Annotated in this window: 22 protein-coding genes; 13 read left to right on the top strand and 9 right to left on the bottom strand. The window is 57.7% G+C overall.

Features of this window, described 5'->3' with window-relative positions:
* Positions 1–84 precede the first annotated feature (84 nt).
* The 6 genes from ACR0LX_RS10840 to ACR0LX_RS10815 all read left to right on the top strand — a co-directional run bounded on the left by ACR0LX_RS10840 (position 85) and on the right by ACR0LX_RS10815 (position 5679).
* Positions 85–891, top strand: a complete 807-nt coding sequence (locus ACR0LX_RS10840; RefSeq protein WP_480783737.1) for an IclR family transcriptional regulator — start codon at positions 85–87, stop codon at positions 889–891.
* Positions 888–1946, top strand: a complete 1059-nt coding sequence (locus tag ACR0LX_RS10835; RefSeq protein WP_480783736.1) for an ABC transporter ATP-binding protein — start codon at positions 888–890, stop codon at positions 1944–1946. The genes ACR0LX_RS10840 and ACR0LX_RS10835 overlap by 4 nt, the downstream gene beginning before the upstream one ends.
* Before the next feature lie 141 nt (positions 1947–2087).
* Complete coding sequence (locus ACR0LX_RS10830) at positions 2088–3047, top strand: dihydrodipicolinate synthase family protein (protein WP_480783735.1); 960 nt, start codon at positions 2088–2090, stop codon at positions 3045–3047.
* Positions 3038–3970, top strand: coding sequence for a 4-hydroxyproline epimerase (locus ACR0LX_RS10825; RefSeq protein ID WP_480783734.1), 933 nt, complete (start codon positions 3038–3040; stop codon positions 3968–3970). Before ACR0LX_RS10830 ends, ACR0LX_RS10825 begins: the two co-directional genes overlap by 10 nt.
* A gap of 9 nt (positions 3971–3979) precedes the next feature.
* On the top strand, positions 3980–5005 hold the full coding sequence (locus ACR0LX_RS10820) for a trans-3-hydroxy-L-proline dehydratase (RefSeq protein WP_480783733.1): 1026 nt from the start codon (positions 3980–3982) through the stop codon (positions 5003–5005).
* Positions 5002–5679: a GntR family transcriptional regulator gene (locus tag ACR0LX_RS10815; protein ID WP_480783732.1), complete on the top strand. Its 678-nt coding sequence runs from the start codon at positions 5002–5004 to the stop codon at positions 5677–5679. Before ACR0LX_RS10820 ends, ACR0LX_RS10815 begins: the two co-directional genes overlap by 4 nt.
* Here the strand turns inward: ACR0LX_RS10815 and ACR0LX_RS10810 are convergent.
* Complete coding sequence (locus ACR0LX_RS10810) at positions 5676–6257, bottom strand: YceI family protein (protein WP_480783731.1); 582 nt, start codon at positions 6255–6257, stop codon at positions 5676–5678. The two genes, ACR0LX_RS10815 and ACR0LX_RS10810, sit on opposite strands and share 4 nt — an antisense overlap.
* An 86-nt stretch (positions 6258–6343) precedes the next feature.
* Between ACR0LX_RS10810 and ACR0LX_RS10805 the strand changes: the two genes are divergently transcribed.
* Genes ACR0LX_RS10805 through ACR0LX_RS10795 form a run of 3 tightly spaced genes read left to right on the top strand, consistent with a single transcriptional unit; the run spans position 6344 to position 8763 of the window.
* Positions 6344–6880 (top strand): RNA polymerase sigma factor, encoded by a 537-nt coding sequence (locus tag ACR0LX_RS10805; protein WP_480783730.1) that lies wholly within the window; start codon positions 6344–6346, stop codon positions 6878–6880.
* Entirely contained in the window at positions 6877–7623 is a 747-nt protein-coding gene (locus ACR0LX_RS10800) for an anti-sigma factor (RefSeq protein WP_480783729.1), read from the top strand. The genes ACR0LX_RS10805 and ACR0LX_RS10800 overlap by 4 nt, the downstream gene beginning before the upstream one ends.
* A gap of 60 nt (positions 7624–7683) precedes the next feature.
* A complete protein-coding gene (locus ACR0LX_RS10795) occupies positions 7684–8763 on the top strand; it encodes a helix-turn-helix domain-containing protein (RefSeq protein ID WP_480783728.1) in 1080 nt (359 codons plus the stop codon).
* Between the two features lie 33 nt (positions 8764–8796).
* Here the strand turns inward: ACR0LX_RS10795 and ACR0LX_RS10790 are convergent, their stop codons facing one another.
* From ACR0LX_RS10790 to ACR0LX_RS10755, 8 genes are all read right to left on the bottom strand, one after another.
* Positions 8797–9873 carry a DUF2793 domain-containing protein gene (locus ACR0LX_RS10790; RefSeq protein ID WP_480783727.1) on the bottom strand — a complete coding sequence of 359 codons (1077 nt, stop codon included), beginning with the start codon at positions 9871–9873 and terminating at the stop codon, positions 8797–8799.
* Between the two features lie 131 nt (positions 9874–10004).
* Positions 10005–11441, bottom strand: a complete 1437-nt coding sequence (locus ACR0LX_RS10785; RefSeq protein WP_480783726.1) for a mannose-1-phosphate guanylyltransferase/mannose-6-phosphate isomerase — start codon at positions 11439–11441, stop codon at positions 10005–10007.
* A gap of 73 nt (positions 11442–11514) precedes the next feature.
* Positions 11515–12408, bottom strand: coding sequence for a UTP--glucose-1-phosphate uridylyltransferase GalU (gene galU, locus ACR0LX_RS10780; protein WP_480783725.1), 894 nt, complete (start codon positions 12406–12408; stop codon positions 11515–11517).
* A 194-nt stretch (positions 12409–12602) separates the two neighbouring features.
* Complete coding sequence (locus ACR0LX_RS10775) at positions 12603–14408, bottom strand: ABC transporter ATP-binding protein (RefSeq protein WP_480783724.1); 1806 nt, start codon at positions 14406–14408, stop codon at positions 12603–12605.
* Between the two features lies 1 nt (position 14409).
* Positions 14410–15339 (bottom strand): ABC transporter permease subunit, encoded by a 930-nt coding sequence (locus ACR0LX_RS10770; RefSeq protein WP_480573715.1) that lies wholly within the window; start codon positions 15337–15339, stop codon positions 14410–14412.
* 10 nt (positions 15340–15349) lie between these two features.
* Positions 15350–16273 carry an oligopeptide ABC transporter permease OppB gene (oppB, locus tag ACR0LX_RS10765; protein ID WP_480783723.1) on the bottom strand — a complete coding sequence of 308 codons (924 nt, stop codon included), beginning with the start codon at positions 16271–16273 and terminating at the stop codon, positions 15350–15352.
* A 67-nt stretch (positions 16274–16340) separates the two neighbouring features.
* Positions 16341–17969: a peptide ABC transporter substrate-binding protein gene (locus ACR0LX_RS10760; RefSeq protein WP_480783722.1), complete on the bottom strand. Its 1629-nt coding sequence runs from the start codon at positions 17967–17969 to the stop codon at positions 16341–16343.
* Between the two features lie 364 nt (positions 17970–18333).
* Positions 18334–19569: a lytic murein transglycosylase gene (locus ACR0LX_RS10755; protein WP_480783775.1), complete on the bottom strand. Its 1236-nt coding sequence runs from the start codon at positions 19567–19569 to the stop codon at positions 18334–18336.
* Positions 19570–19695: 126 nt separating this feature from the next.
* On the opposite strand from ACR0LX_RS10755, the gene ACR0LX_RS10750 reads away from it, so the two are divergent.
* The 4 genes from ACR0LX_RS10750 to ACR0LX_RS10735 are packed head-to-tail and all read left to right on the top strand — an operon-like array spanning position 19696 to position 23687.
* Positions 19696–20658, top strand: a complete 963-nt coding sequence (locus ACR0LX_RS10750; protein WP_480783721.1) for a cytochrome ubiquinol oxidase subunit II family protein — start codon at positions 19696–19698, stop codon at positions 20656–20658.
* The gene (locus ACR0LX_RS10745; protein WP_480783720.1) at positions 20655–22745 is read left to right on the top strand and encodes a cbb3-type cytochrome c oxidase subunit I; all 2091 of its coding nucleotides are present in this window, start codon (positions 20655–20657) and stop codon (positions 22743–22745) included. Before ACR0LX_RS10750 ends, ACR0LX_RS10745 begins: the two co-directional genes overlap by 4 nt.
* On the top strand, positions 22742–23374 hold the full coding sequence (locus ACR0LX_RS10740) for a cytochrome c oxidase subunit 3 (protein WP_480783719.1): 633 nt from the start codon (positions 22742–22744) through the stop codon (positions 23372–23374). The genes ACR0LX_RS10745 and ACR0LX_RS10740 overlap by 4 nt, the downstream gene beginning before the upstream one ends.
* Positions 23367–23687: a cytochrome o ubiquinol oxidase subunit IV gene (locus ACR0LX_RS10735; protein ID WP_480783718.1), complete on the top strand. Its 321-nt coding sequence runs from the start codon at positions 23367–23369 to the stop codon at positions 23685–23687. Before ACR0LX_RS10740 ends, ACR0LX_RS10735 begins: the two co-directional genes overlap by 8 nt.
* Positions 23688–23691: the final 4 nt, after the last annotated feature.

The raw sequence follows: 23691 nt of genomic DNA, 5'->3' as shown, positions 1-23691 counted from the left end.
ATTGAAAACTACACATCGACTCGGTTAGTCTTGTCAAGACCCTCGTGCCTTTGGCCCGGGGAAATGGGAGGAGATCGCGGAGCCGTGGCAGGTGACGGAACGATAGGCAAAGCATGTGATGTGCTGGATCAGGTGGCGGCCTTTGGTCGCCCTGTGCGATTCGCAGAGCTGCTGGACCACAGCGCCTTTCCAAAGGCGACCCTGTATCGGTTTCTGCAATCCCTGACCAATCAGGGCATGTTGTCCTATGACCCCGAAAGACAGACCTATACGCCGGGAATGCGGCTTGTCCGTCTGGCGCATGCCGCGTGGACGCAAAGCTCGCTGGCACCTATCGCGCGGCCTTATCTGGATGCACTCAGCCGGGAAACCGGCGAAACGGTGCATCTTGCGCAGCTTGATTCCAATCAGGTGCTGTATGTTGACAAGCGCAATGCGGCGCAACCGGTCGAAATGTACTCGCAAGCCGGCAAGGTCGGTCCGGCATATTGCACCGGCGTCGGCAAGGCGATGATGGCCTATCTGGATGACGAGGCGCTGACCAAAGCGGTTTCGCAGCAAAGCTATCACCGCTTTACGGACAAGACTTTGACCGATGAGGCCGCGCTGCGCGCTGACCTCGCGCTGATTCGGAAACGTGGATACGCGGTCGACGATGAAGAGCACGAGCCCGGCATCATCTGCGTGGCCTGTCCGGTCCTGACCCCGGGCAACCGGATGCTGGGCGCAATCTCGGTCACCGGATCGACAGAAAGAATGGATTTCAATCAGTTGGAGGCTTGGGTCCCGCGTGTCCGCTATGTGGCGGAACAGATCGGTACCGAGGCTCAGGCATGGCGGTTCCCCGAGACCCGCGCAAATGTAGTCAATGACAGGATGCAAGCGACATGACAGGCGTGACACTGAATCAGGCAATCAAAAGATACGGCCAAACGCAGGTTATCCACGGAATTGACCTGCAGATCGAAGATGGTGAATTCTGTGTGTTCGTCGGCCCCTCGGGCTGCGGGAAATCCACATTGTTGCGCATGATCGCTGGGCTCGAAGAGACCTCGGAAGGGCAGATCCAGATTGGCGCGCGGGATGTAACCCACATAGACCCGGCCAAACGCGGGGTTGCGATGGTGTTCCAGACCTACGCGCTTTATCCGCATATGACCGTGGCCGAAAACATGGGGTTCGGCCTGCGGATGAACGGTGTTGCAAAATCCGAGATCGATCAGAAGGTTCAGGACGCTTCGAACATCCTGAAGCTGGATCAGTATCTCAAACGCAAGCCCAAGGCGCTATCGGGGGGGCAGCGTCAGCGTGTCGCGATCGGTCGCGCCATCGTGCGCGGTCCCGAGGTATTCCTCTTCGACGAACCCCTGTCGAACCTTGACGCAGAATTGCGGGTCGAGATGCGGGTCGAGATTGCCCGTCTGCATAACGAGATCGGCGCGACCATGATCTACGTGACGCATGACCAGGTCGAGGCGATGACGATGGCCGACAAGATCGTCGTGTTGCGGGACGGGCGTATTGAACAGGTTGGCGCTCCGATGGATTTGTATCGCAACCCGGATAACAAGTTCGTCGCGGGTTTCATCGGATCCCCGGCGATGAACTTTCTGGACTGTGACGTTGTGGACGGCACCGTACGTCATCCGGCGCTGACCGAGGCCATCCCGGTCACTGACGGAGTGCCCGCAGACGCCAAAAAGGTGACTTTGGGCATCCGGCCCGAACACATTCAGGTCGATCGCAACAGCGATACCTGCACAGTTGATCTGACCGAGGCATTGGGCGGCGTATCCTACTCCTATCTAATCACGCCAAATGGCGACAAGCTGATCGTGGAAGAACGCGAAGATCAACGCAGCACCCAAGGTGAGCGGATTGGCATTTCCGTGCGTCCCGAACGCGCCATGCTGTTTGACCCGGAAAGTGGTTTGCGGCTGCGGTAAGGCCTATTGCAAAAAAGACGACTCGGGCGCGCCGATCATCAGCTTCGGCGCGTTTTTTCTTGTCCAATTTCTTGTTCTGGATTTTGTATCCAAAATCCGATAACCAGTGAAACGAACAATTAGCCAGGCGGAGACAAGCCGATGTCCACGACCGTTTTTTCCGGCACGATGCCGGCCCTGATGACCCCTTGCACCTCAAGCCGCGAACCGGATTTCGACGCGCTTGTGCGCAAGGGAAAGGAAATGATCTCGGTAGGTATGTCTGCCGTGGTCTATTGCGGGTCGATGGGCGATTGGCCGTTGCTGAGCGACGCGCAAAGAATGGATGGCGTCGCGCGGTTGGTCGATGCGGGCCTGCCGGTCGTTGTCGGAACCGGTGCAATCAATACGAAATCTGCCGTTGCGCATGCGGCCCACGCTCAGAACGTTGGCGCAGCGGGTCTGATGGTCATCCCGCGCGTGCTGTCGCGCGGAAGCTCTCCGACCGCGCAACACAACCATTTCAAGGCAATACTCTCGGCTGCGCCAGACGTGCCAGCCATCATCTACAACAGCCCCTATTACGGATTTGCCACCCGAGCAGACCTGTTCTTTGCCTTGCGGGCTGAACATCCGAACCTTGTCGGTTTCAAAGAGTTCGGCGGTCGGGAAGATTTGCGCTATGCGGCCGAAACGATCACAAGTCAGGATGATCAGGTCACCTTGATGGTCGGCGTGGATACCGAGGTGTATCACGGTATCGTCAATTGCGGCGCGACCGGCTCGATCACCGGAATTGGAACCGCTTTGCCGCGCGAAGCCCTGTTGTTGTCGGCGCTCTCGCATAAAGCCGCAAACGGACATGCCGAAGCCCGCATGCGCGCGCAGGAACTGACCGAAGCCTTCCATGTCCTGTCCAGCTTCGATGAAGGCCCCGATCTGGTGCTGTATTACAAACATTTGTTGGTGTTGAACGGCGAAGACGAATACCGCCTGCACTTCAATGAAACGGACGCTTTGACCGATGCCCAACGGAACTATTGCGAGCAACAATATAGCCTGTTCCAGAACTGGTTTGCGGATTGGTCCAAGCAGGGTGGGGTGATCGCCGAATGCATGTGATCGACAGCCATACCGGAGGCGAGCCCACGCGCGTCATCCTGGATGGCGCACCTGATCTGGGGTCCGGTCCGCTTGCTGATCGTGCGCGTAAGCTGGCGACCGAACATGAGGGGTTCTATCGGTCCGTCATGCTCGAGCCGCGGGGCCAGCCTGCAATGGTCGGCGCGCTGCTGGTTGAACCTGTTGACCGATCCTGTGTGACCGGAGTGATCTATTTCGACGTCGATGCTGTGTTGGGCATGTGTGGCCATGGCACCATCGGATTGACAGTCACGCTTGCGCATCTGGGACGCATCAACATTGGTACGCACCGGATCGAAACGCCTGCCGGGGTTGTGACCGTCGAATTGCATGATGCAAACACGGTAACCGTAACAAATGTTGAAAGCCGCCGCGTGCGCCGCTCCATCTCGCTGGACGTACCGGAAAATGGTTTAATCACCGGCGATGTGGCCTATGGCGGCAACTGGTTCTTCATCGTTGATCCCAGCCCCATACCTGTTGAAGCCAGCAATATTCATCAACTGACGCATCTGGCCGTGGCCATCCGGGAAACCGCGATCGCGCAGCGTGCAGGGGGCGAAAACGCAGAACCGGTCGATCACGTCATTCTGCAAGGGACGGCTGCGTGTGACGGATCGCACGCGCGGAATTTTGTTTTGTGTCCGGACGACAACTATGATCGCTCACCCTGCGGAACCGGATGTTCGGCGCTGCTGGCTTGTCTGGCTGCCAACGGTACGCTGGCCGCTGGGCAAGAGATCGTTCAGGAAAGTGTCATCGGCAGCACATATCGTCTGTCATTTCAGCCCGGCACGTCCGGAGGTGTCATCCCTAAGATCACCGGTCAGGCTTACGTCATATCGGACTCAACATTGATGTTTGACCCGCGCGATCCCTTTCGCGCCGGGATTGAGCTGTAAGGACAAGCCATGCGGAGCAGCAAAACCATCCATGTTATCTCGGCCCATGCCGAAGGCGAGGTGGGCGATGTCATCGTCGGCGGCGTTGCCCCACCTCCGGGCGAAACAATCTGGGATCAGCGCAGTTTTATCGCAAGCGACCAGACCCTTCGGAGCTTTGTCCTGAACGAACCACGCGGCGGTGTATTCCGCCATGTCAATCTGCTGGTGCCGCCCAAACACCCCGACGCTGATGCGGCATTCATCATCATGGAGCCTGAAGATACGCCGCCGATGTCCGGTTCGAATTCAATCTGCGTGGCAACCGTGCTGCTGGACAGTGGCATCCTGCACATGCGCGAACCTGAAACGCAACTGACGCTCGAAGCGCCCGGAGGGTTGGTGCGCGTACGGGCCGAGTGCCTAAACGGCAAGGCCGAGCGTGTTTTCGTGCAGAATGTGCCCAGCTTTGCCGACAAGCTGGATGCGCAAATCGAAGTCGCGGGGATCGGAACGCTGCGTGTCGACACGGCATTTGGCGGCGACAGTTTTGTGATCGTCGAGGCGGCGGACCTGGGGTTTGATCTGACGCCGGAGGAAGGGGCTGATCTGGCGCGGACCGGAGCGCGGATCACGGATGCGGCCAACGAACAGCTGGGCTTCAGCCATCCGGGCAAGGACTGGAACCATATTTCGTTCTGCCAGTTTGCTGGACCGATAAAGCGGCAAGGGGATATTTTGACTGGCCGAAACACGGTGGCGATCAAGCCGGGTAAGCTGGATCGTTCGCCTTGCGGCACCGGGGCATCGGCGCGGATGGCGGTCATGCTGGCCAAGGGGCAGATGCAGGCAACAGATCGCTATCACGCACGCTCGGTCATCGACAGCGAATTCCGCTGCCGGATTGTTGATCGGATTGACCTGAACGGACGTCCGGCGATCATTCCCGAAATCTCGGGCCGGGCGTGGATCACCGGCACGCATCAGCACATGCTGGACCCGGACGATCCATGGCCCGGGGGTTACCGTCTGGGCGACACCTGGGGGGCCAGGTGATGTCGAACCGCGCAATCACCCGGCAAAGCCTTCCCGAAGTGATCGCAAGCGATCTGCGCGAACGTATCCTCAGCGGCGAGCTGGCCGAAGGTGAAACGATCCGGCAAGAGGCTCTGGCCGATGACTATGCGGTGTCCCGCATGCCTGTTCGTGAGGCGTTGAAACGACTGGACGCAGAAGGCCTGGTGCAATTGGCCAACAACCGCGGCGCAACAGTCACCACGCACTCACCTGAAGAGATCGCCGAAATTTTCGACCTGCGCAGCTTGCTTGAGGTCGATCTGTTCCGCCGGGCGATTCCCGAATTGACCACGGCTCAACTGGGACGGTGTCAGGATATCCTGACAAAGATGGAAGCATCTTACGACGCGGATGACATCGCCCAATGGGGGGCACTGAACCAACGATTTCACGCGGCGCTTTATGCCCCGGCCGGTCGCGGTCTGACCAACGACTTGCTGCACCGAATCTCTCTGCAATCCGACCGATACATCCGCATGCATCTGAGCGTCATGCAGCAACGGGAAGCGGCCCGGCGGGAACATCGCGAAATGCTTGAACTGGCGCAGGCTGGTCAGGTCGACGCAGCCTGCGACCTGCTGGTTTCGCATATCGCGCGGGCCAAAGAACAATTGCTGGCTCTGATGGCCGCCCGACATGCGGACAAAGCCTAGCCTTTCTGATTGAATATCAAACGGGCGGTCACCGGAACGGTGCGGGTGATACCCGGCAATTCCGCCAGTTCCATCAGTTTGTCGACACCGGCAGATACACCCGCATCTTCGGTGCTGATGAAAACCATATCGTTGGTCGAAACCATGACCGCGTCCTTTGCCACGCGCAGAATGAACATATCCGTGTAGAACTCGACATCCGTACCAGCTAGCTCCAGCGCCGCGTCGACCTCGACCGTCGTGCTTGCACCGACGTCCAGTTCCGAGACTGCTGCCATGTCGATCTGAGCGGTCAGTTTTGCCGTGGCAACCTTACGAAAGACATGTTCGATCATCCGTTCATTGCGAATGTCGATATTGGTTTCCACCGAGGACAGATCGATGTCGATCTCAACTTCACCCTCCTCGCTGACATGGCCGCTCAGGTTGGTGAAGGAATTGACCTCACCAATATCGTCGATCTTGATGGTTCCGTACGCCAGGTGAGAGGCTTCGGAATTCAACGTCCAGTCCGCCGCCCATGTCGGCCCTGCAATAATTGTCGACGCAATCGTGATTGTTTTCAGCAGAAGTTTCATTTCTTTCCTCCAAAGTTTATGCCAGTTCAGAACAAGCGGGCCAGATCCCATGCAAAGACAAACACGCGCAGGTTTCGGTTTATTCGATGAATGGCGAAGTAAGTTCCGAACAGGCCGTTCGCGGCGCCATCCAGACACATTCCAAACGGGTGTGGCGTTTCGGCTTGGCGCTGTCCGGTGCATCCGACATTGCAGATGATCTGCTGCAGGCCACGTGCCTGCGGGCGTTGGAACGTCACCATCAGGTTACTTCGCATGCCCGGCTGGACAGCTGGCTGATGACGATTTGCCGATCAATCTGGCTGAATGAGCTGCGCGCGCGCTCGGTTCGCAAGGCGCAGGCCCTGTCTGTTACGCCCGAGGCGGATTTGGTTGCAATCGGTCCTGACGCAGAAACGAATATTTTTGCTGCTGAAGTGTTTGAACAAGTGATGGCACTGCCAGAGGCGCAGCGCGAAACCGTAGTCCTTGTGTTCGTCGAGGGATACAGCTATCGCGAAACCGCTGCCATGCTGGACGTACCCATCGGTACAATCATGAGCCGGCTTTCCAACGCCCGGCAGAAACTGAAAACCGTGTTGCAGCACGATGCGGCCGACATCGTGCAACGGAGTGGCAAATGAAGGTCTCCGACGAAACGCTTTTGGCTTACCTCGATGGCAGCCTGGACGAAGCGCAGGCGGCCGCGATCGAGGATGCGGTTGCCGAGGATTCCGCGCTTGAGGCTCGTCTGATGGCGCTGGATCCAATTGCACCGGTGGTTCGGCAGGTCTTTGATGCCGTGCCGTCGAAGCCCTTGCAGGTCGATTTGCCCGACCCGCAGCCTGTCGCCCATGCGACAGCGGGGGCAGGCCCGCTGCGATTGCTGGCTGTTGCGGCCTCGGTCGCGGTAATTGCGGCGTCGGCGACTTATTGGGCGACACGCCCGGCCGAGTTGGGTTGGGCGCAGCAAGCGGCGATCTATCAGTCGCTCTATTCGCCGGACACGATCCTTGAACTCGACAATTCACCGCAGGCACTGGACGCCCAGTTCGCTCAGGCCGAAGCGCAGCTGGGTCGGTCTCTGAATCGGGGCGCGCTTGAAAACTTGCCCGGGCTGGATTTGAAGCGGGCGCAGGTTCTGTCGTTCAAAGGCAAACTTTTGGTTCAGGTTGTTTTTGCCGATGCCGAGGGGCAACCATTTGCATTCTGCGTCATCCGGCAAGGCCAGGCGGCCCCGAACAAAAACGTCAATGAGGCGATCCTCAGCGGCCTCGCCACCGCGACTTGGGCCAGGGACGGCTATGGCTATATGTTGCTGGGAAGCGACGATCAGGTGGATCTGACAGACAGGCTGAACAGCCTGCAAAACATCTTTAGTGGCTGACCTGTCAAAATTGGTGAAAATCGCTTGTGAACGGCGCTAAATGCTCAAAGAATACCGGGTATGAAGCCAAAAACGGTGCAATCAGTTTCTGACGACGACGATGCGGAACTAGGACCGCAAAGCATCTATGATGCAGATCCTCCGGACGAGGAGGATCTTTGGTTCCTTCCCCCCAAGGATGGCAGCGAAACAGACGACTTTTTGCCGCCCTTGCCGCGCGCAGAGCGAAATTCGCTATTTGATGTGCGGGATTGGCGTGCCGCGCAGGCCGAGTTGGCGTTTGAATTGGCTGAATTGTCGGCGACCTTCGGCGCGTTGGACGAACGGTTGCGGGCGGGTCCAAAAGGGTGGGGGCACCGGCTTGCATTGATGGAAGTATCGGATCTGGGTTGGTGGACCGGCGATCGGGTTAGCGTGGATCGTCTGGCCCTGTGGACCGGGCTGCGGATCGGTGCCACCGGCGATGACGTGCAGGCGCTGTCGCGCGCCGGTTGGGCGGTGCGACGACTGACAATGCGCGCGGGCCCGTCCGAGGGCGGCTGGCAGAGCGGGTTGACCGCATTTCTGGACCGTCAGGCACAGGGTATCGAGGATGTGCCTGAGGCAATCGCCGATCTTGCCGACGTCCTGCATGAGACCCAGAGTTTGCATCCGGTCACGCATGCCGCAGTTGCCTTTCATGCTTGGCGCGCGATCTCACCGGGGATCGGACAGGATACCGAGGCCGCAATCATCGCGGCCCGCCACGCCGCCAGCATGGGAAGGGGCGGCGCGTTGTTCATGCCTCTGGCACTGTCGGGACCGGGCGCACTGCGCGGTGCAGGCGAACCGGTTGAGAAACTTGCAGCTTGGCTCAATGGTGCCGGTCAGGCGGCGTTGGCCGCATTGCTGCACCTTGATCGCATCTCGACATGGGAAGAGCGGGCTCGAGACCTCATCAGTGATCTGAGCGGCCGTACCCCCCCGGTATTGGTTGACGTGCTGACCGCATGGCCGATGGTGTCCGCTCCGCTGGCCGAAGAACTGACTGGCGCATCACGTGCTGCGGCCCAAAGAAACCTGGATATCTTTTCGCGCCGCGGATTGATCCGCGAGGTTACCGGGCAGGGCCGCTACCGAGTCTGGACCGCAGACCTTTAGACCGTCCGCAAGGCTGCGGACGGCCCACATCGATCAGAACCAGCGACCAATTGCCACGACGGTGGGCGCGATTGCCGTTTCGTCCGAGGCGGTCGCAAGCACTTTGACCACCACTTGAGCGTCGGTTGCGGTATCGCAACCCAGGAACCTGACACCCGCCCCACCGCTGCCGCTGGTTACCGGGACCGTGCCTGGCGCAAAGCCCACGGGAAATGTCCAGGTCGCGTCGGGGCTGGCAAACAAAGCGCCTTCACCACTGGTGCAAGCAACCGGATCCAGCGTGGCCGAACAGATTTGCGTGCCATCGGCAAAGCGCACGTAGTCGCCATTGGTCGTTGAGCCACGCTCGATTACCGCGCCGGACGGAAGACCGCCACTTTCTGAGACCACCCCCAGCAGGTTGCCCGGTCCATACCCATAGTCGGCGCGCATCAGGCGGCCTGACGTCGTGTCGCTGGCACTGGCCTGAACGGCGGCGCCGCTGGCTGCTCCGGTCGCCGGGTCGAACCGCATGGCTTCGATCCAGGTGCCGCCATCAGAGGAGACTTTGATCGAGAAGCCGGTGTCGCCGGACAAGCCCATCTCGGCATGGCCGGTCCAATTCGATTGGAACAGCAGCGATGCAGTATCACCTGTGCTGGCCTTGTTGATTTTTAACTGATGCCCACCGCCTTCATGGGTCAACAACGTTGCAGGGCCGCGGACCGACAATTTGTTTGTGCCGTCATACCCCGTCGCAATCCCGACACCGGGCAGGTTATCTGTCGCCACCGGCGGGCCCACCCAATCCGAACCGTCCCAGATCTTGAGCTGGTCCGAAGACAGATCCCAGGCCTGCCAACCGGCGATTGGTGCCAGAAAATGCCAGGCGGAATCGATCCAGGCGGCCAATTCATGGGCATGACCACTCCAATCCGCCGTCGGTGCAGGGCCCAACGCATGTATCTCGCCTTGATCTGGCACCGCTGGCGGCGTTGTCGCATCAGTGGAGGTCAACGTGAGCTGAACCGTCAGGTCCAACAGACGCAGTGCTTCGTTATGCGTCACATGTTTCTGCGCCTGAGACGGTTGCAGAAAGGGCAGGTTCAGTCTGGGTGTGTTTTGCGGCACGGGGCATCCTCCTATAGCTGTCGGCCCGACAATGATTGCGCGCCAAACTGCCTTGGATGTCGTGAATCCGGCCTGACTTGGCCGAACGCCCTCTCAAGCGCCTGTTAACGGATTTGCACTGCATTTGCCCGTCAGCTGCGGGCGTAAACGTCTTCGTAGCGAATGATGTCGTCTTCGCCCAGATAGGTGCCCGTCTGCACTTCGATCAGAACCATCGGTACTTTTCCGGGGTTCTTCATGCGATGCTTAGCCCCCAACGGGATATAGACAGACTGGTTTTCGGATACCAATTTCACCTCGTCGCCAATTGTGACCTCGGCGGTGCCTTCGACGACAATCCAGTGCTCGGATCGGTGGTGATGAGATTGCAGGCTCAGCGCCGCACCCGGATGGACATGAATGCGTTTGACCTGAAACCGGTCGCCAATCACCAGGCTTTCGAACCAGCCCCACGGTCGATGGTCTACCGGCAGCGATTCCGCCTGTTTCGCTCCCTTCGCTTTCAGCGCTTCGACGGCTTTCTTTACATCCTGAGAGCGGCTCATGTCAGCGACCAGAACCGCATCGGGCATGGCGACGGTGACGACGTTCTCGAGCCCCAGCGCAACGACCTCCTGCGCAGGGGATTCGGATCGTATCAGCACATTCCGACAGTCAATCGCAGTCACCTCGCCCATGGTCGCAACCCCGTCTGCATCGGGTGCGCCAAGTTCCTGAACAGCAGACCAACTGCCCACGTCCGACCATCCAGCCCCATAGGGCACCACGCTGAGGTTGCTGGCCTTTTCCATGACTGCATAGTCAAGCGAGATGTCCTGAACGCCGCTCCAGGATTCCGGGTCAAGCCGCAGGAACCCCAGATCGGTCTTGGCCTTGTCTACCGCCTCGCGCACGGGGGCCATCATGTCAGGCGCGTGTTTTTCGAAGGCCTGCAGAATGTCGCCAACGGCAAAAAGGAAAATACCGGAATTCCAAAGAAAACTGCCGTCCGAAACCATCGATTTGGCGGTGTCGAGATCGGGCTTCTCAACGAAACGATCCAATGGCACCGCCTCACCAGAAGGGTCGGGGGCTTGGCTAAGTTTCAGATAGCCATAACCGGTTTCTGGCCGATCCGGGGTAATCCCGAATGTCACAAGATCCTTGCGAGAGGTGATGGCTTTGACGCCCTGATTTACGGCCTCGTGAAAGGCATCCGGGTTTGGCACGACGTGATCCGAGGCAGCAACCAACATCACCGCATCTGGATGTTCCTTCGCCAGATACATGGCCGCAGCCAGCACAGCAGATGCAGTGTTGCGCCCTTCGGGTTCGATAAGAATTGGACCAGGATCAAGCCCAATCGCGGCCAATTGTTCGGGCACAATGAAGCGAAAGGCCTCGTTGGTCAGAATCAGCGGTTTGGCATAGGGCGCAGCATCCGGTCCACGCAAACGGGACGCACATTGCTGCAACAGAGTTGTATCGCCGATCAGGGGCACGAATTGCTTTGGATAGCTTTTTCGTGACAGGGGCCAAAGCCTCGTGCCTGACCCGCCGCACAGAATTACCGGGTAGACAATGCTCATGATGCCTCTTCCCTCCGATCAACTCGTTACATTAACTATCGCAACCAAAGCCGCTTAAGAAAAGCATATTTTTCTATTGGGCGGCCCGTTCTGCAGCAACGATATCCGTCAGATACTGATGCAGGTCGTCGCGCAGATCGTCTCGGGCCAGCGCAAAGGCGACGGTCGCTTGAAGAAACCCTGCCTTCGATCCGCAATCAAATCGCTGACCAGCGAATTTGTAACCAAATACGGGAACGCCATTGCCGATATCCTCGGCAATCGCGTCGGTCAGCTGGATTTCACCGCCGCTGCCTTTTTTCTTTTGGTTGAGGTTATAAAGAACCGAAGGGCCAAGGACGTAACGACCGATCACCGCCAAATTCGACGGCGCCTCGGCGGGATTGGGTTTTTCCACCATACCTTTGGTACGAACAACCGTGCCGCTGTTGTCAGCCACATCCAGAATTCCGTACGAGCTTGTCATTTCGTGCGAAACTTCCATCGCGGCGACCATGTTGCCGCCGGTTTCCTCGTAGGCCTCAATCATCTGCTGAAGGCAGGGCTTTTCGCCAGCGATCACGTCATCAGGCAGCATGACGGCAAATGGTTCGTCACCGATCAGGCGACGCGCGCACCAGACTGCGTGACCCAGCCCAAGCGCCTTATGCTGGCGGATATAGGCGATGGCGCCGCTTTCCATGTTGGTCGCGTTGAGCGTTTCAAGCAGGTCATCCTTACCTTTCGACTTTAGTTCCTGTTCAAGAACCAGATTGTGATCGAAATAGTCTTCCAACGCTGATTTCCCGCGCGAGGTCACAAAGATGAACTCCTTGATCCCGGCTGCCCGCGCTTCGTCGATTGCATATTGTACCAAAGGCCGGTCGACCAGGGTCATGATCTCTTTCGGGACTGACTTTGTGGCGGGCAAAAATCTGGTGCCCAGGCCCGCTACGGGGAAAATCGCCTTGGTGACCTTGCGTGTCATGTGACCTCTCGAATTCATAAAATTTCCGGCGCTTTGCTTGTCTGGCCGGAGCACTCTCATAGGGCGGGTCGCCCGATCAATCAACTTTGCCTCTCATAAAAGGCGATAACCGGTCCAAACCTGCCATTGGCCCGGCCCGGAGTCAAAGAAGTTAACGCGCCCCAGGCACCGCAAAGGGTGGTGGGGTGCGCTGATCACGTCTTTGTCATGATTGCTTCAAGCGGGTCATGCTCGGCGACAAAATGGTCCGGTGCGATCTCGTTGAGGCGCGGAACATAGTCCCCTTGCCCGGTCTCCAACCGGCTGGGCAGAAAGCGCAAAGCCGCCTTGGGGTCCATGGGCGAGGGCAATTCGCCGGGCAATTTGAGACGCTTGCGTGCGCGTTCCACATCCGGGTCCGGTATCGGGACCGCCGAGATCAATGACTTGGTGTATGGATGAACCGGATCCGAGCACACGATCTCGCCATCCCCCAGTTCGACTATGCGACCCAGGTACAAGACCATAATCCGGTTGGAAATCGCGCGGACCACCGACAAATCGTGGCTGATGAAGATCATCGATAGCCCGAACTCCTGTTGCAATTCACGCAACAATTCGACGATTTGCGCCTGAATGGACACATCCAGGGCCGAAACAGCCTCGTCGCAGATGATCAGTTTTGGTTTGTTGATCATGGCGCGGGCGATTCCGACACGCTGGTTCTGACCGCCGGACAATTCATGCGGATACCGGTTGATCATATTGGCCTTCAGTCCGACGCGCTCCATCATTTCGGCGACCATATCCTTGCGCTCACGCTCGGTCAGGTCTGGTCGATATGTTTTCAGCGGTTCAGCGATCGAGGCCGAGATGGTCATTCGGGGATCGAGACTGGCCAGAGGGTCCTGGAATACGATCTGCAAATCCTTGCGGTATTTGTTCAGCTCTGCCCGTTTCAGCCCGACAATCGGGTGGCCCAGCCAACTGACATTTCCGGCACTGGGTTCGATCAGTTGCAATACGGCTCGAGCCAATGTGGACTTGCCGCAACCGGATTCGCCCACAACGCCCAGCGTCTCACCCTTGCGAATGTCAAAGCTGACCCCGTCGACCGCTTTCAGCGGCACCTTGCGCCCGAACAGCCCGCCGGGAACATGTATCGGGAAATGCACCTTGACGTCATCGACTCGAAGCAATGGCTCCTCGGTCTTACCCAATGCCTTGGGCGCGTCGCCTGCATCGATGCGCGGCATCGCCTCGAGCAACGTTCGGGTGTATTCGTGCTGCGGCGCACGAAAGATCTCGCGCGTGTCGCCAGCCTCGACGAACTGGCCCAGACGCATCACTTGAATGCGATCACACATGCGCGCGACTACACCCATGTCATGGGTGATCAGGGCAATCGCGGTACCCTCGTCCTTTTGCAAACGCACCATCAGGTCAAGGATGTCGGCCTGTACGGTCACATCCAGCGCTGTTGTCGGCTCATCCGCGATCAGAAGCTTGGGATTGCACAGCATCGACATGGCAATCATCACTCGCTGGCGCATGCCTCCTGACAATTCATGTGGATATTGGTCCAGTCGCCGTTTGGCTTCAGGAATGCGCACGCGGTCCAGCCACTCCAGGCAGCGGGCACGCGCTGCAGAGCCTTGCAATCCCTTGTGCACCTGCAGAACTTCGCGCATCTGCTGGCCGACCCTCAGATGAGGGGTCAGGGCGGTCAGCGGGTCCTGGAAGATCATGCCCACGTCATCGCCACGGATCTGGTTCAACCCGTTCACCGGAAGGTTTAGTATCTCCTGACCGTTCAGCATCGCCGAGCCCGCGGCATGCCCCGCAGGCGGCAGCAATCCCATCGCAGCCATGAAGGTCTGGCTTTTGCCGGACCCACTTTCACCGACGATACCAAGGCATTCGCCTGGGTTGATGTCAAAGCTGATACCTTTGACGGCTTCGACAACACCATCGGGGGTGTCAAACCGGACGCTCAGGTCCTTAACAGAGAATAGGCTCATCTCAACGATCCTTCGGGTCCAGCGCGTCGCGCAATCCATCACCAATGAAGAACATGGTGATGATGATCGCGACATAGAATGTCAGCGGGTACAGCAGTTGCCACAGGGTTCCATAGCCCATCGTTCCGGCCCCTTCGGCGATCAGGCGCCCCAACGAGGTATAAGGTTCCGAAATCCCAAGGCCGAGGAATGAAATGAAACTCTCCGTCAGGATCATCTCGGGCACCAGAAGCGAGGCATAGACGATCACCACGCCCAAAAGATTGGGCAGGATATGGCGATACATGATGGTGAATTCACTGACACCGGCGGCGCGGGCGGCCTCGATGAACTCACGGTTCTTCAGGGTCAATGTCTGCCCCCGCACAATCCGGGCCATGGTCAGCCAACCTACGGCGCCAAGGGCGATGAACAACATGAAGAACGATCGCCCCGCGACAACCAGTAACAGGATAATGACCAGTGTTGCAGGAATCGCCAGAAGGATATCGACAAACCGCATCATGACACTGTCGGTGCGTCCGCCGATATATCCTGCGGCGATGCCATAACAGGTTCCAACGATCAAAGCGGTTGCGGCCCCGATCAGACCCACCAGCAGCGATGTCGTCGTTGCCTGAATGACCCGGCTGTACAAGTCGCGCCCCAGATCATCGACACCGAAATAGTGCCCGGTTTCAACCGAAGGCATGCCCATCCCGCGCACATCTCCCATGACGTTCCAGTCGATTTCTTCGTTGCTCCAGACGGCAAAATACGGCCCGATGATGGTGAACAGCACGATCAGTGCCAGAATGATAACGCTGGCCATCGCGGCCTTGTTGCGGACGAACCGCATCCGCGCATCTTGCCAGAGCGAGCGCCCCTGAATGACCGTGTAATCGGTGATTTCTTCCGCCAGATGGGCAGCTTTTTGTGATTTTCCAAGCATTGCCAGCCCCTCAATAACGGATTTTCGGATCGAACCAGGCGTAGGCCAGGTCGGTCAGCAGGTTCACGATCACGGTTAGCGCTCCGTACAGGATGGTGACTCCCAATAGCACCGCATAGTCCCTAGACAGGGCCGACCCGACATAGGCCTGACCCAGACCACCGGTCGAAAAGTAGATGTCGACAAAGACCGAACCGGTCAGCACATAGACAAAAACCGGGCCTAGGTAGGACACGACCGGCAATAGCGTCGGCTTCAACGCGTGACGCCAGATCACTGTGCGTGTGGGCAGCCCTTTGGCGCGTGCCGTGCGGATAAAGTTCGAGTTCAGGACTTCAAGCATCGACGACCGAGTGATCCGCGCAATCGACCCCATGTACGAGGTCGCCAGGGCAATCACCGGCATGATCAGATACTCCCACTGTCCGCCATTCCAGCCACCGCCCGGCAACCAACCCAGCCAAAGCGTGAAGGTCAGGATCAGGATGGGGCCCATGATAAAGTTCGGCAGGGCTTGCGCTGCAATACCCAGACCAACCGCGAAGTAGTCGATCCAGCTGTTATGCTTGATTGCAGCCGCGATCCCCAGGCCAACGCCGACAACGGTTGCCAGCAGGAAAGAGAGCGAACCGTAGGTCAAGGAGATCGGGAAACCCTGCGCAATAATGTCGTTCACGTCCCGGTCCTTGAACTTGAAGGACGGGCCGAAATCGAAATGCACGACGATGTTGTAGAGGTAGTCCCAAAGCTGCTTCCAAAGCGGCTGGTCCAGCCCATAGCGCGCCTCGATATTGGCGAGAACCTGCGGCGGCAGGGGCCGCTCCGAGGTAAAGGGCCCTCCGGGCGCGACATGCATCAGGAAAAAACAGGCGACGATCAGCAACAGGATCGTCGGAATGGCAACCAGTAGTCGCCGAACGCTGTAGGCAAGCATTTCATGCCCCCATGTTTATTGGCCCTGCCCCGAAGTGTTTCCGGGACAGGGCGTGGGTCAAAGACGATTACTCGGCGATCTTGTAGAGGTTCTTCGAGTACCAGTTCTGCTCGACATTATTCACCGGCCAGTTCCCGACATCACTGTCCATCATGTAGACACCGGCATAGTGGTAGATCGGGATCACAGGGGTTTCCTGCGCGATGATACGCTCAACCTCGGTATAGAGCGGTGCTGGGTCGTCAGAAGTTTTGGCATTGGCCAGCAACTCGTCAACTCGGGAATTGTTGTATTTTCCGTCATTGTAACCTGAATCAGACTGAAGCAGGTCAAGGAAGGTGGACGCTTCGTTGTAGTCGCCACACCATGCGCCGCGGGCCAAATCGAAATTCTGGTTACCGCGCTCTTCCAGGAACACTTTCCATTCCATGTTGGCCAGTTCGGCCTGAACGCCCAATTTCTGCTTCCACATCTGGCTCAGCGCCACGGCAACCTTCTTGTGGTTTTCCGACGTGTTGTAAACCATCTCAAAACTGAGCGGATTGTCGGGGCCATAGCCAGCCGCCGCGAGGAGTTCTTTGGCCAGTTCATCCCTTTCGGCCTGGCTCATAGACGCCATTTCAACTTCGGGAACGGTGAAACCTGCCGTTGCCTCTGGTGCAAAAGTGTATGCCTGCGGCTGTCCTCCAGCCATCACTTTTTCAGTGATGATGGCGCGGTCCACGGCAAGCGAGAGCGCCTGGCGAACATTGGGATCCTTGAACGCCTCGGGGCCGCCGTCTGACAGGTTGAAAGTGTAGTAGTAATTACATAGACGCGGAAAGCTGATCGCCTCGTCAGGGTGTTCATCTTTCAGGCGCGGATACTGACCGGCGGGGATTTCAGTGCGGTCCAGTTCACCGGCCAGATAACGGGTCAGAGCAACGTTTTCGTCATTGATCACCAGCGCCACAACTTTGTCGACAATAGTATTGCCGTTGTCCCAGTACATCTCGTTGCGCTCGCGTACAGAGCGTTCCTGCGGTAGATGTTCGGTCAGGATATAGGCGCCGTTCGAGACAATGTTTTCCGGCTTGGTCCACGCGTCGCCAAATTGTTCGATGACCTTTTGTGGGGCAGGGAAAGTGGTCGAGTGCGTGGTCATCTGCGGGAAATAGGGCAGCGGGGCGCTTAGCTTGATCTCAAGCGTTTTGTCATCAATGGCCTTGACGCCCAATTCGTCAACTGGTTTTTCACCTGCGATGATTGCGGCGGCGTTCTCGATCGACATCAACTCCATGAACCATGCGTAGGGTGAAGACAACTCCGGATCGACGGCGCGCTTCCAAGCATAAACGAAGTCTCCAGCAGTGACCGGGTCGCCATTCGACCACTTGGCATCGTCTCGCAAAGTAAAGGTGTATACGTCCTTAGTGTCATTGACAGAATATTCCGTGGCAACGCCCGGTACTAGATTGCCGTCCTCGTCCTGGTTCATCAGGCCTTCAAAAAGGTCACGGACGATTTCAGCACCTGAGACGTCTTCGACAACCTGCGGATCAACCGAACTGTGTTCGTCCAGAATGCGGTACACAAATGTCTGATCGTCGGCGAGCGTTTCCCCGGTTTCAGGATGTGTGCCCGCAGCCAATGCCGCGCCGGTGATGATTGTCGAGGACAGCAATCCTGCCAATGATGTACGAATTATTTTGTTCATAGATATTCTCCCATTTTTTGGTTGGAGCCGCCGCTGCTAATTCAGAGCTGCGGTCCACATTGTTTGTGTGTCCCGTTTTGCCGGGTTTGGCTTTGATCTGGATCGGTATGAAACGCAAAATTCCGGGCGGTGCGCCCAGCACTCGGACTACGAAAAACAGAAGTACGGAACTTTCACTGGCGCGGAGGGTGTCACCTTTTCGCTGAAGGTAAAAGGTTCAGCGCGTCAATTTGTCCAATAGGACGGAATCGAACCCATGCGGCGCGGCGCGTCGAAAGATTGTTTTGATACCAACTAGCGTGGCGATATTTTTGAGAAGCTGGCCTTCGCACAACTGCAATCCGCAGCGTCAAAAGCGTGCGAATCAACGCACGAGCCGAGCCTTCATCGACGCAGTGGGGAAACAAGTCGGCGTCTGACCCGATACTTCTTGCCAGCGACCGATCGAGCGGCGCGTCTTGTATCCGGGCAAACCATCCGCACCGCCCACATCATGCCCCTGCTTCTCCAGCGCCCTTTGCATCGCAGCAATGTCTGACCGGTACAGGCCACCGACTTCACCCCAACGGCCCTTGAAATCGGGAACACCATATTGAATCCGGTCGCCAACATGGCCGACAAACAGAGCATAGAGATCGCTGGTGTTGTAGTCCTTCAGGACATAGAAATTCGGCGTGACAACAAAGGCGGGCCCGCTGCGGCCGGCGGGCATCATCAAATAGCCCTCGGCCTGCAATTCATGGTTTGGAAACGGTTTGCCGGAAACCCGAGCGATCCCCATTGCCACCCAATCTTTGATCAGACGACCCTGATCGGGACCTTCCAATGCGCAAGAGACCTCGGCAGGGACCGTTACCTCAAAGCCCCAATCCCGGCCCGACACCCAGCCATGTTCTGCAAGATAGTTCGCGATCGAGGCGATGGTGTCGTCTTCTGATCGCCAGATATCAGCTTTGCCGTCGCCATTGCCATCGTCAGCGTATTTCAGAAAATTTGAGGGCATGAATTGCGGCTGTCCAAGCGCACCCGCCCAGCTGCTCTTCAATCCACGAGCAGGAGCGTGACCGGCCTCGGCTATTTGCAATGCGGCGATAAGTTCTTGCGTGAAATAAGGTGCGCGGGTACTCATGAACCCTTTGGTCGCGAGAACCTGAAACGCGTCATGGCGGATCGGAACCTGCCCATAGCCGCTTTCGCGCCCCCAGATCGCCAGGATGATTCGCGCTGGCACTCCTGATTGCGCCTCGACCCGCGCCAGTGTCGCGGCATGGCGCCGGGCCATCTTTTTGCCCACCGCTGTTGCACCCTGAACCGAGTTGGCATTGAAGTACCGACCCGGTGAGCCGAACTCGGCCTGTTTCTGGGACTTGGGGGTTTTGGCCTGACTTCCGGGGGGCACAAGATCAGGCAATTTCCAGTTCAGGGTGACGCCGTCAAACGCCTGCTGCATCGTCCGTCTGGAAACCCCCGCACTGCGCGCTTGTGGCCAGATGGTTTCCTGAAGCCAAGCCTGAAATTGCCGTTCAACCGCAGCGCGATCCTGCGCGGTGGCAGAATTTGCAACGAAAACCAGGCCAAGGATGAACAGAAACAATCGCATCACTTCGGGTTTCGCCCGACCGAGACCTTAAGTCAACTGCGCTGGAACTTTTGGAAAAATCCTTGAGAAATCTTGAGACTCTGTCGATAGTTGTCCTCAATCGACAGTGAATGAGGACAGGCAGGCGTGCGCATTTCTGGAATGTCCCACGCGTCAGGACCGATACTGGTTGCTGCCGCGGTTTTTCTGGCATCGGTTCAAGCCGCCGGCGCGAGCGATAGTTTCATGGACCCTCAGGGCCCTATTGCCGCCGTGCAGAAACTTCATTTGCTGCGGGCGACCGCGCTTATCCTGATTGCCGTTGTACCTGTGCTGGTGCTGGTCCCCTGGATCGCGCTCAGATACCACCGCCGTAAGGGCGGAACAGCGGCCTATCGACCCAATTGGGACTTTTCGGCCAAGCTCGAATTCATGATGTGGGGCGTGCCTGTTGTGATCGTAGCGATGCTGTCCTTCTATCTGTGGAAGGCCACACATCGGCTTGATCCTTACTCTGCCTCTTTCGGCGAAGGGCCTGCAGTACGAGTGCAGGTTGTTGGGTTGGATTGGAAATGGTTGTTCATCTACCCGGACCATGGAATCGCAACAGTCGGTGAGTTGGGTATTCCTGTCAAACAACAGGTGGCGATGGTGCTGACCACCGATACGGTGATGCAGTCCTTCATGATCCCGGCGCTGGCGGGTCAGATCTACGCGATGCCCGGCATGACCACGCAACTGCATCTGGTCGCTGACGCGCCCGAGACAATGCAAGGCAAAAACACGCAGTACAATGGGCGCGGCTTTACCAAGCAGAAATTCCAAGCTGTCGCGATGCAGCCTGACGAATTCAATACTTGGGTCGAAACCGTGAAGACACGCGGTATCCCGCTTGATCAGACCACTTATCAGACACTGGCCATGCGCACGGATCGTGATGAGGTTCAAGCCGCATTGGGAACGCCTGAAATGCCTGAAAGAGCGCTTTATTTCACACTGGACGACGCGGATTTGTTCCACAGCATCCTTGGCCGCTACCACAGCGACAAGCCACTGCCGCTGGACCAGCAGCCCGGAACGACGGCGTATGGGCAGGAGGTGGGCCAATGATTTCCTCTGATTCAGGGTTCTTTGGCCGCCTGACATCGGATGCCTTTCCGATTGTCGGTCTCATCCAAAATCCGAGCACGAACGAGATCGTGGCGAACGTTGCAGCCGCCATCGTGATTGTGGGCGCTGTGGTCGTGGTCAGCCTTTTGAGCTGGTTTCGTCTATGGGGACGGTTATGGCGCGACTGGCTGACAAGCGTCGATCACAAGAAGATTGGCATCATGTACATCGTGTTTGCCATCGTCATGCTGGCGCGTGGCGTGCTGGAAGGTGTCGTTATGCGCGCCCAGCAGGCCGCAGGGCCGGGCGAGGGCTTTCTTGAGGCGGAACATTTCGCGGAATTGTTCAGCACTCATGGCACCATCATGATTTTCTTTGTCGCGGTGCCCTTTGTCTTTGGCATCGCAAATTTCGTTGTGCCGCTGATGATCGGCGCGCGTGATGTGGCGTTCCCGCGACTTAATCAAATCAGCCTGGGTCTGACGGTGTCGGCGGGCATGATGTTGATGGTCTCCTTGGTGGTGGGCAAGTTCTCGACCGGTGGTTGGACAGCCTATCCGCCTTATACCGGTGCGGCCTTCAACCCCGGTGTTGGGCCGGACTACTGGATTTGGGCCATCGTCGTCTCGGGGATCGGAACCACGCTGACCGGTATCAACTTTGCCGTAACCATCTACAAGCTGCGCGCGCCTGGCATGAAGTTCATGCGGCTGCCGATGTATTGCTGGACAATCATTTGCAGTTCGATCCTGATCGTCTTTGCCATGCCCCCGTTGGGTGTTGCGGCCCTTTTGCTGGCCGCCGACCGCTATCTGGACTTCCACTTCTTTACCAACGACCTTGGCGGCAACATGATGAACTATGCCAACCTGTTCTGGTTGTTCGGTCATCCCGAGGTCTACCTGCTGGTTTTGCCCGCCTATGGCATCTATTCCGAGGTGTTTGCGACATTCTCGGCCAAGCGCCTTTATGGTTACAATTCGCTGGTTATTGCCACCATGTCGATTGCAGTACTGTCCTTCACGGTCTGGTTGCACCACTTCTTCACAATGGGCCAAAGCGCATTGATAAACGCGGTGTTCGGGATCGCGACGATGCTGATCGCGATCCCGACAGGGGTAAAGGTCTATGACTGGATGGCGACCCTTTGGCGGGGACGCATTCGGTTTTCGGTCCCGATGCTGTATGGCCTGGCGTTTCTGATGTTGTTTGTGATTGGCGGTCTCAGTGGCGTGATCCTGGCTAACCCGACCGTGGACTATCAGGTACACAATACGCTTTTCCTTGTGGCCCATTTCCACAACGTCCTGCTGCCCGGCGTTCTGTTTGGATTACTTGCAGCTTATAACTACTGGTTCCCAAAGGCTTTTGGCTTTCGCTTGAACGAAAGTTGGGGCCGCATTACGGTTCTGCTTTGGACTGTCGGGTTCATGCTGACTTTCCTGCCGCTGTATTTTGTCGGTCTGATGGGCATGCCGCGCCGGTCCTACAGTTGGGAGGATCCAAGCTTTCACCCTTATATGATCGTCGCCGTTCTCGGTGCGTTGGTCATCCTGTGTGCGCTTCTGTCTGTGCTGGTGCAGTTGTGGGTCAGCATCCGGGATCGTGACAAGACCCGCGTTCTGGTTGGCGATCCATGGGACGGGCGCACATTGGAATGGTCCATTCCCGCGCCGCCACCGCCCTATAACTTTGCGATCATCCCGAACGTAACCGACCGCGACGATTTCGCCGCGATGAAACAGCGGGGCGAGGCCTACCCGACACCGGACGCCTATGAAGACATCGAAATGCCGCGCAATACCGGCATTGGTTTCATTTTGTGTGTCCTCAGTGGCGTCTGGATGTTTGCTCTGGTCTGGTGGATCTGGTGGCTGGCCATTTTGATGACCGTGATGATGCTGTTGGCCTTCATCCTATGGAGCTTTGATACCAGCACCGAGATCATCATTCCGGCGGAAGAGGTTCGAAAGGATCACGAAGCGTGGCTGGCTCGGGTCCACGGCGCTCAGGCCGTGGATCGCGATCACGAAGCCGCCCCGGAAAATCAGGGCCTGGCCCGACCGGATATGGAGGCCATCACATGAGGCGCGCACCGTCGCATAGCTATCCGGGTCTGAACCTTGGCGAAGATCACGCCAGTGCCCATAAGTTCACCGAGGTCGTCACGTTCGGCTTTTGGGTCTTTTTGATGAGCGATCTGGTCTATTTCGGCCTGATGTTCGCCATCTACATCACCATGATCGACGCGCAGGCAGGCGGACCTGGTCCGCATGAGCTGTTCGATCTGAAAAGCATCTTCGCGCAGACCCTGATCCTGCTGACCAGCAGTCTGACAGTTGGACTGGCGATGCTGGCGCTGAAATACAACCTGCCGCGTGCACGGATTGTATTGTGGTTTGGCGTGACCCTGATACTGGGTCTCTGTTTCCTGGTGCTTGAAATCCGGGATTTCATGGCAATGGCAGAAAAAGGCGGTATTCCGCAACGCAGCGGTTTCCTGTCGGCGTTCTACGGCTTGGTTCCGCTGCACGGGCTCCATGTCGCGGCCGGGTGCCTGTGGTTGATTGTGCTGGGTATTCAACTGCGTGTGCTGGGTCTGACCGATCTGGTCATGTCACGCGTCGTGCGGCTGGCGTTGTTCTGGCATTTCCTCGACCTGATATGGATCGGGATCATCACAATCGTGTATTTCGGAGGGCTCAGCTATGGATAGGCGGACCGAGCTGCACCGGCGCGAGCGTCGCCGCTATGTAATCGGGTATGGCGGGTCGCTGTTGCTGACTCTGACCGTGTTTACCATCGCCTATCTCTACGGCATCCAAACGCCCGGCGTGTACATGACGATTGGTCTGCTGGGTCTGGCGCAATTGATCGTACAGCTGGTCTATTTCCTGCATATCGACCGCCGTCGCAGCAGCCGCGAAGATCTGGATCTGATCCTGTTTTCGACACTGGTCCTTTTGATCATCATTCTGGGAACTGTTTGGATTCTGGGGAATCTCGCCATTCGCATGCACGCAATGTGACAGC

This window comes from Ruegeria sp. CH11 (assembly GCF_056537105.1).
Note: the sequence above shows the minus strand (reverse complement) of the source record. Positions and strands in the feature narration are given on the sequence as shown.

What these genes read in the sequence shown, in the direction of transcription:
- ACR0LX_RS10745 (WP_480783720.1), top strand. Translation starts at nt 20,655, where the DNA reads ATGATTTCCTCTGATTCAGGGTTCTTTGGCCGCCTGACATCGGATGCC.
- ACR0LX_RS10825 (WP_480783734.1), top strand. Translation starts at nt 3,038, where the DNA reads ATGCATGTGATCGACAGCCATACCGGAGGCGAGCCCACGCGCGTCATC.
- ACR0LX_RS10795 (WP_480783728.1), top strand. Translation starts at nt 7,684, where the DNA reads ATGAAGCCAAAAACGGTGCAATCAGTTTCTGACGACGACGATGCGGAA.
- oppB (WP_480783723.1), bottom strand. Translation starts at nt 16,273, where the DNA reads ATGCTTGCCTACAGCGTTCGGCGACTACTGGTTGCCATTCCGACGATC.
- ACR0LX_RS10785 (WP_480783726.1), bottom strand. Translation starts at nt 11,441, where the DNA reads ATGAGCATTGTCTACCCGGTAATTCTGTGCGGCGGGTCAGGCACGAGG.
- ACR0LX_RS10800 (WP_480783729.1), top strand. Translation starts at nt 6,877, where the DNA reads ATGAAGGTCTCCGACGAAACGCTTTTGGCTTACCTCGATGGCAGCCTG.
- ACR0LX_RS10770 (WP_480573715.1), bottom strand. Translation starts at nt 15,339, where the DNA reads ATGCTTGGAAAATCACAAAAAGCTGCCCATCTGGCGGAAGAAATCACC.
- ACR0LX_RS10820 (WP_480783733.1), top strand. Translation starts at nt 3,980, where the DNA reads ATGCGGAGCAGCAAAACCATCCATGTTATCTCGGCCCATGCCGAAGGC.
- ACR0LX_RS10835 (WP_480783736.1), top strand. Translation starts at nt 888, where the DNA reads ATGACAGGCGTGACACTGAATCAGGCAATCAAAAGATACGGCCAAACG.
- ACR0LX_RS10775 (WP_480783724.1), bottom strand. Translation starts at nt 14,408, where the DNA reads ATGAGCCTATTCTCTGTTAAGGACCTGAGCGTCCGGTTTGACACCCCC.
- ACR0LX_RS10760 (WP_480783722.1), bottom strand. Translation starts at nt 17,969, where the DNA reads ATGAACAAAATAATTCGTACATCATTGGCAGGATTGCTGTCCTCGACA.
- ACR0LX_RS10805 (WP_480783730.1), top strand. Translation starts at nt 6,344, where the DNA reads ATGAATGGCGAAGTAAGTTCCGAACAGGCCGTTCGCGGCGCCATCCAG.
- galU (WP_480783725.1), bottom strand. Translation starts at nt 12,408, where the DNA reads ATGACACGCAAGGTCACCAAGGCGATTTTCCCCGTAGCGGGCCTGGGC.
- ACR0LX_RS10740 (WP_480783719.1), top strand. Translation starts at nt 22,742, where the DNA reads ATGAGGCGCGCACCGTCGCATAGCTATCCGGGTCTGAACCTTGGCGAA.
- ACR0LX_RS10810 (WP_480783731.1), bottom strand. Translation starts at nt 6,257, where the DNA reads ATGAAACTTCTGCTGAAAACAATCACGATTGCGTCGACAATTATTGCA.
- ACR0LX_RS10755 (WP_480783775.1), bottom strand. Translation starts at nt 19,569, where the DNA reads ATGCGATTGTTTCTGTTCATCCTTGGCCTGGTTTTCGTTGCAAATTCT.
- ACR0LX_RS10735 (WP_480783718.1), top strand. Translation starts at nt 23,367, where the DNA reads ATGGATAGGCGGACCGAGCTGCACCGGCGCGAGCGTCGCCGCTATGTA.
- ACR0LX_RS10830 (WP_480783735.1), top strand. Translation starts at nt 2,088, where the DNA reads ATGTCCACGACCGTTTTTTCCGGCACGATGCCGGCCCTGATGACCCCT.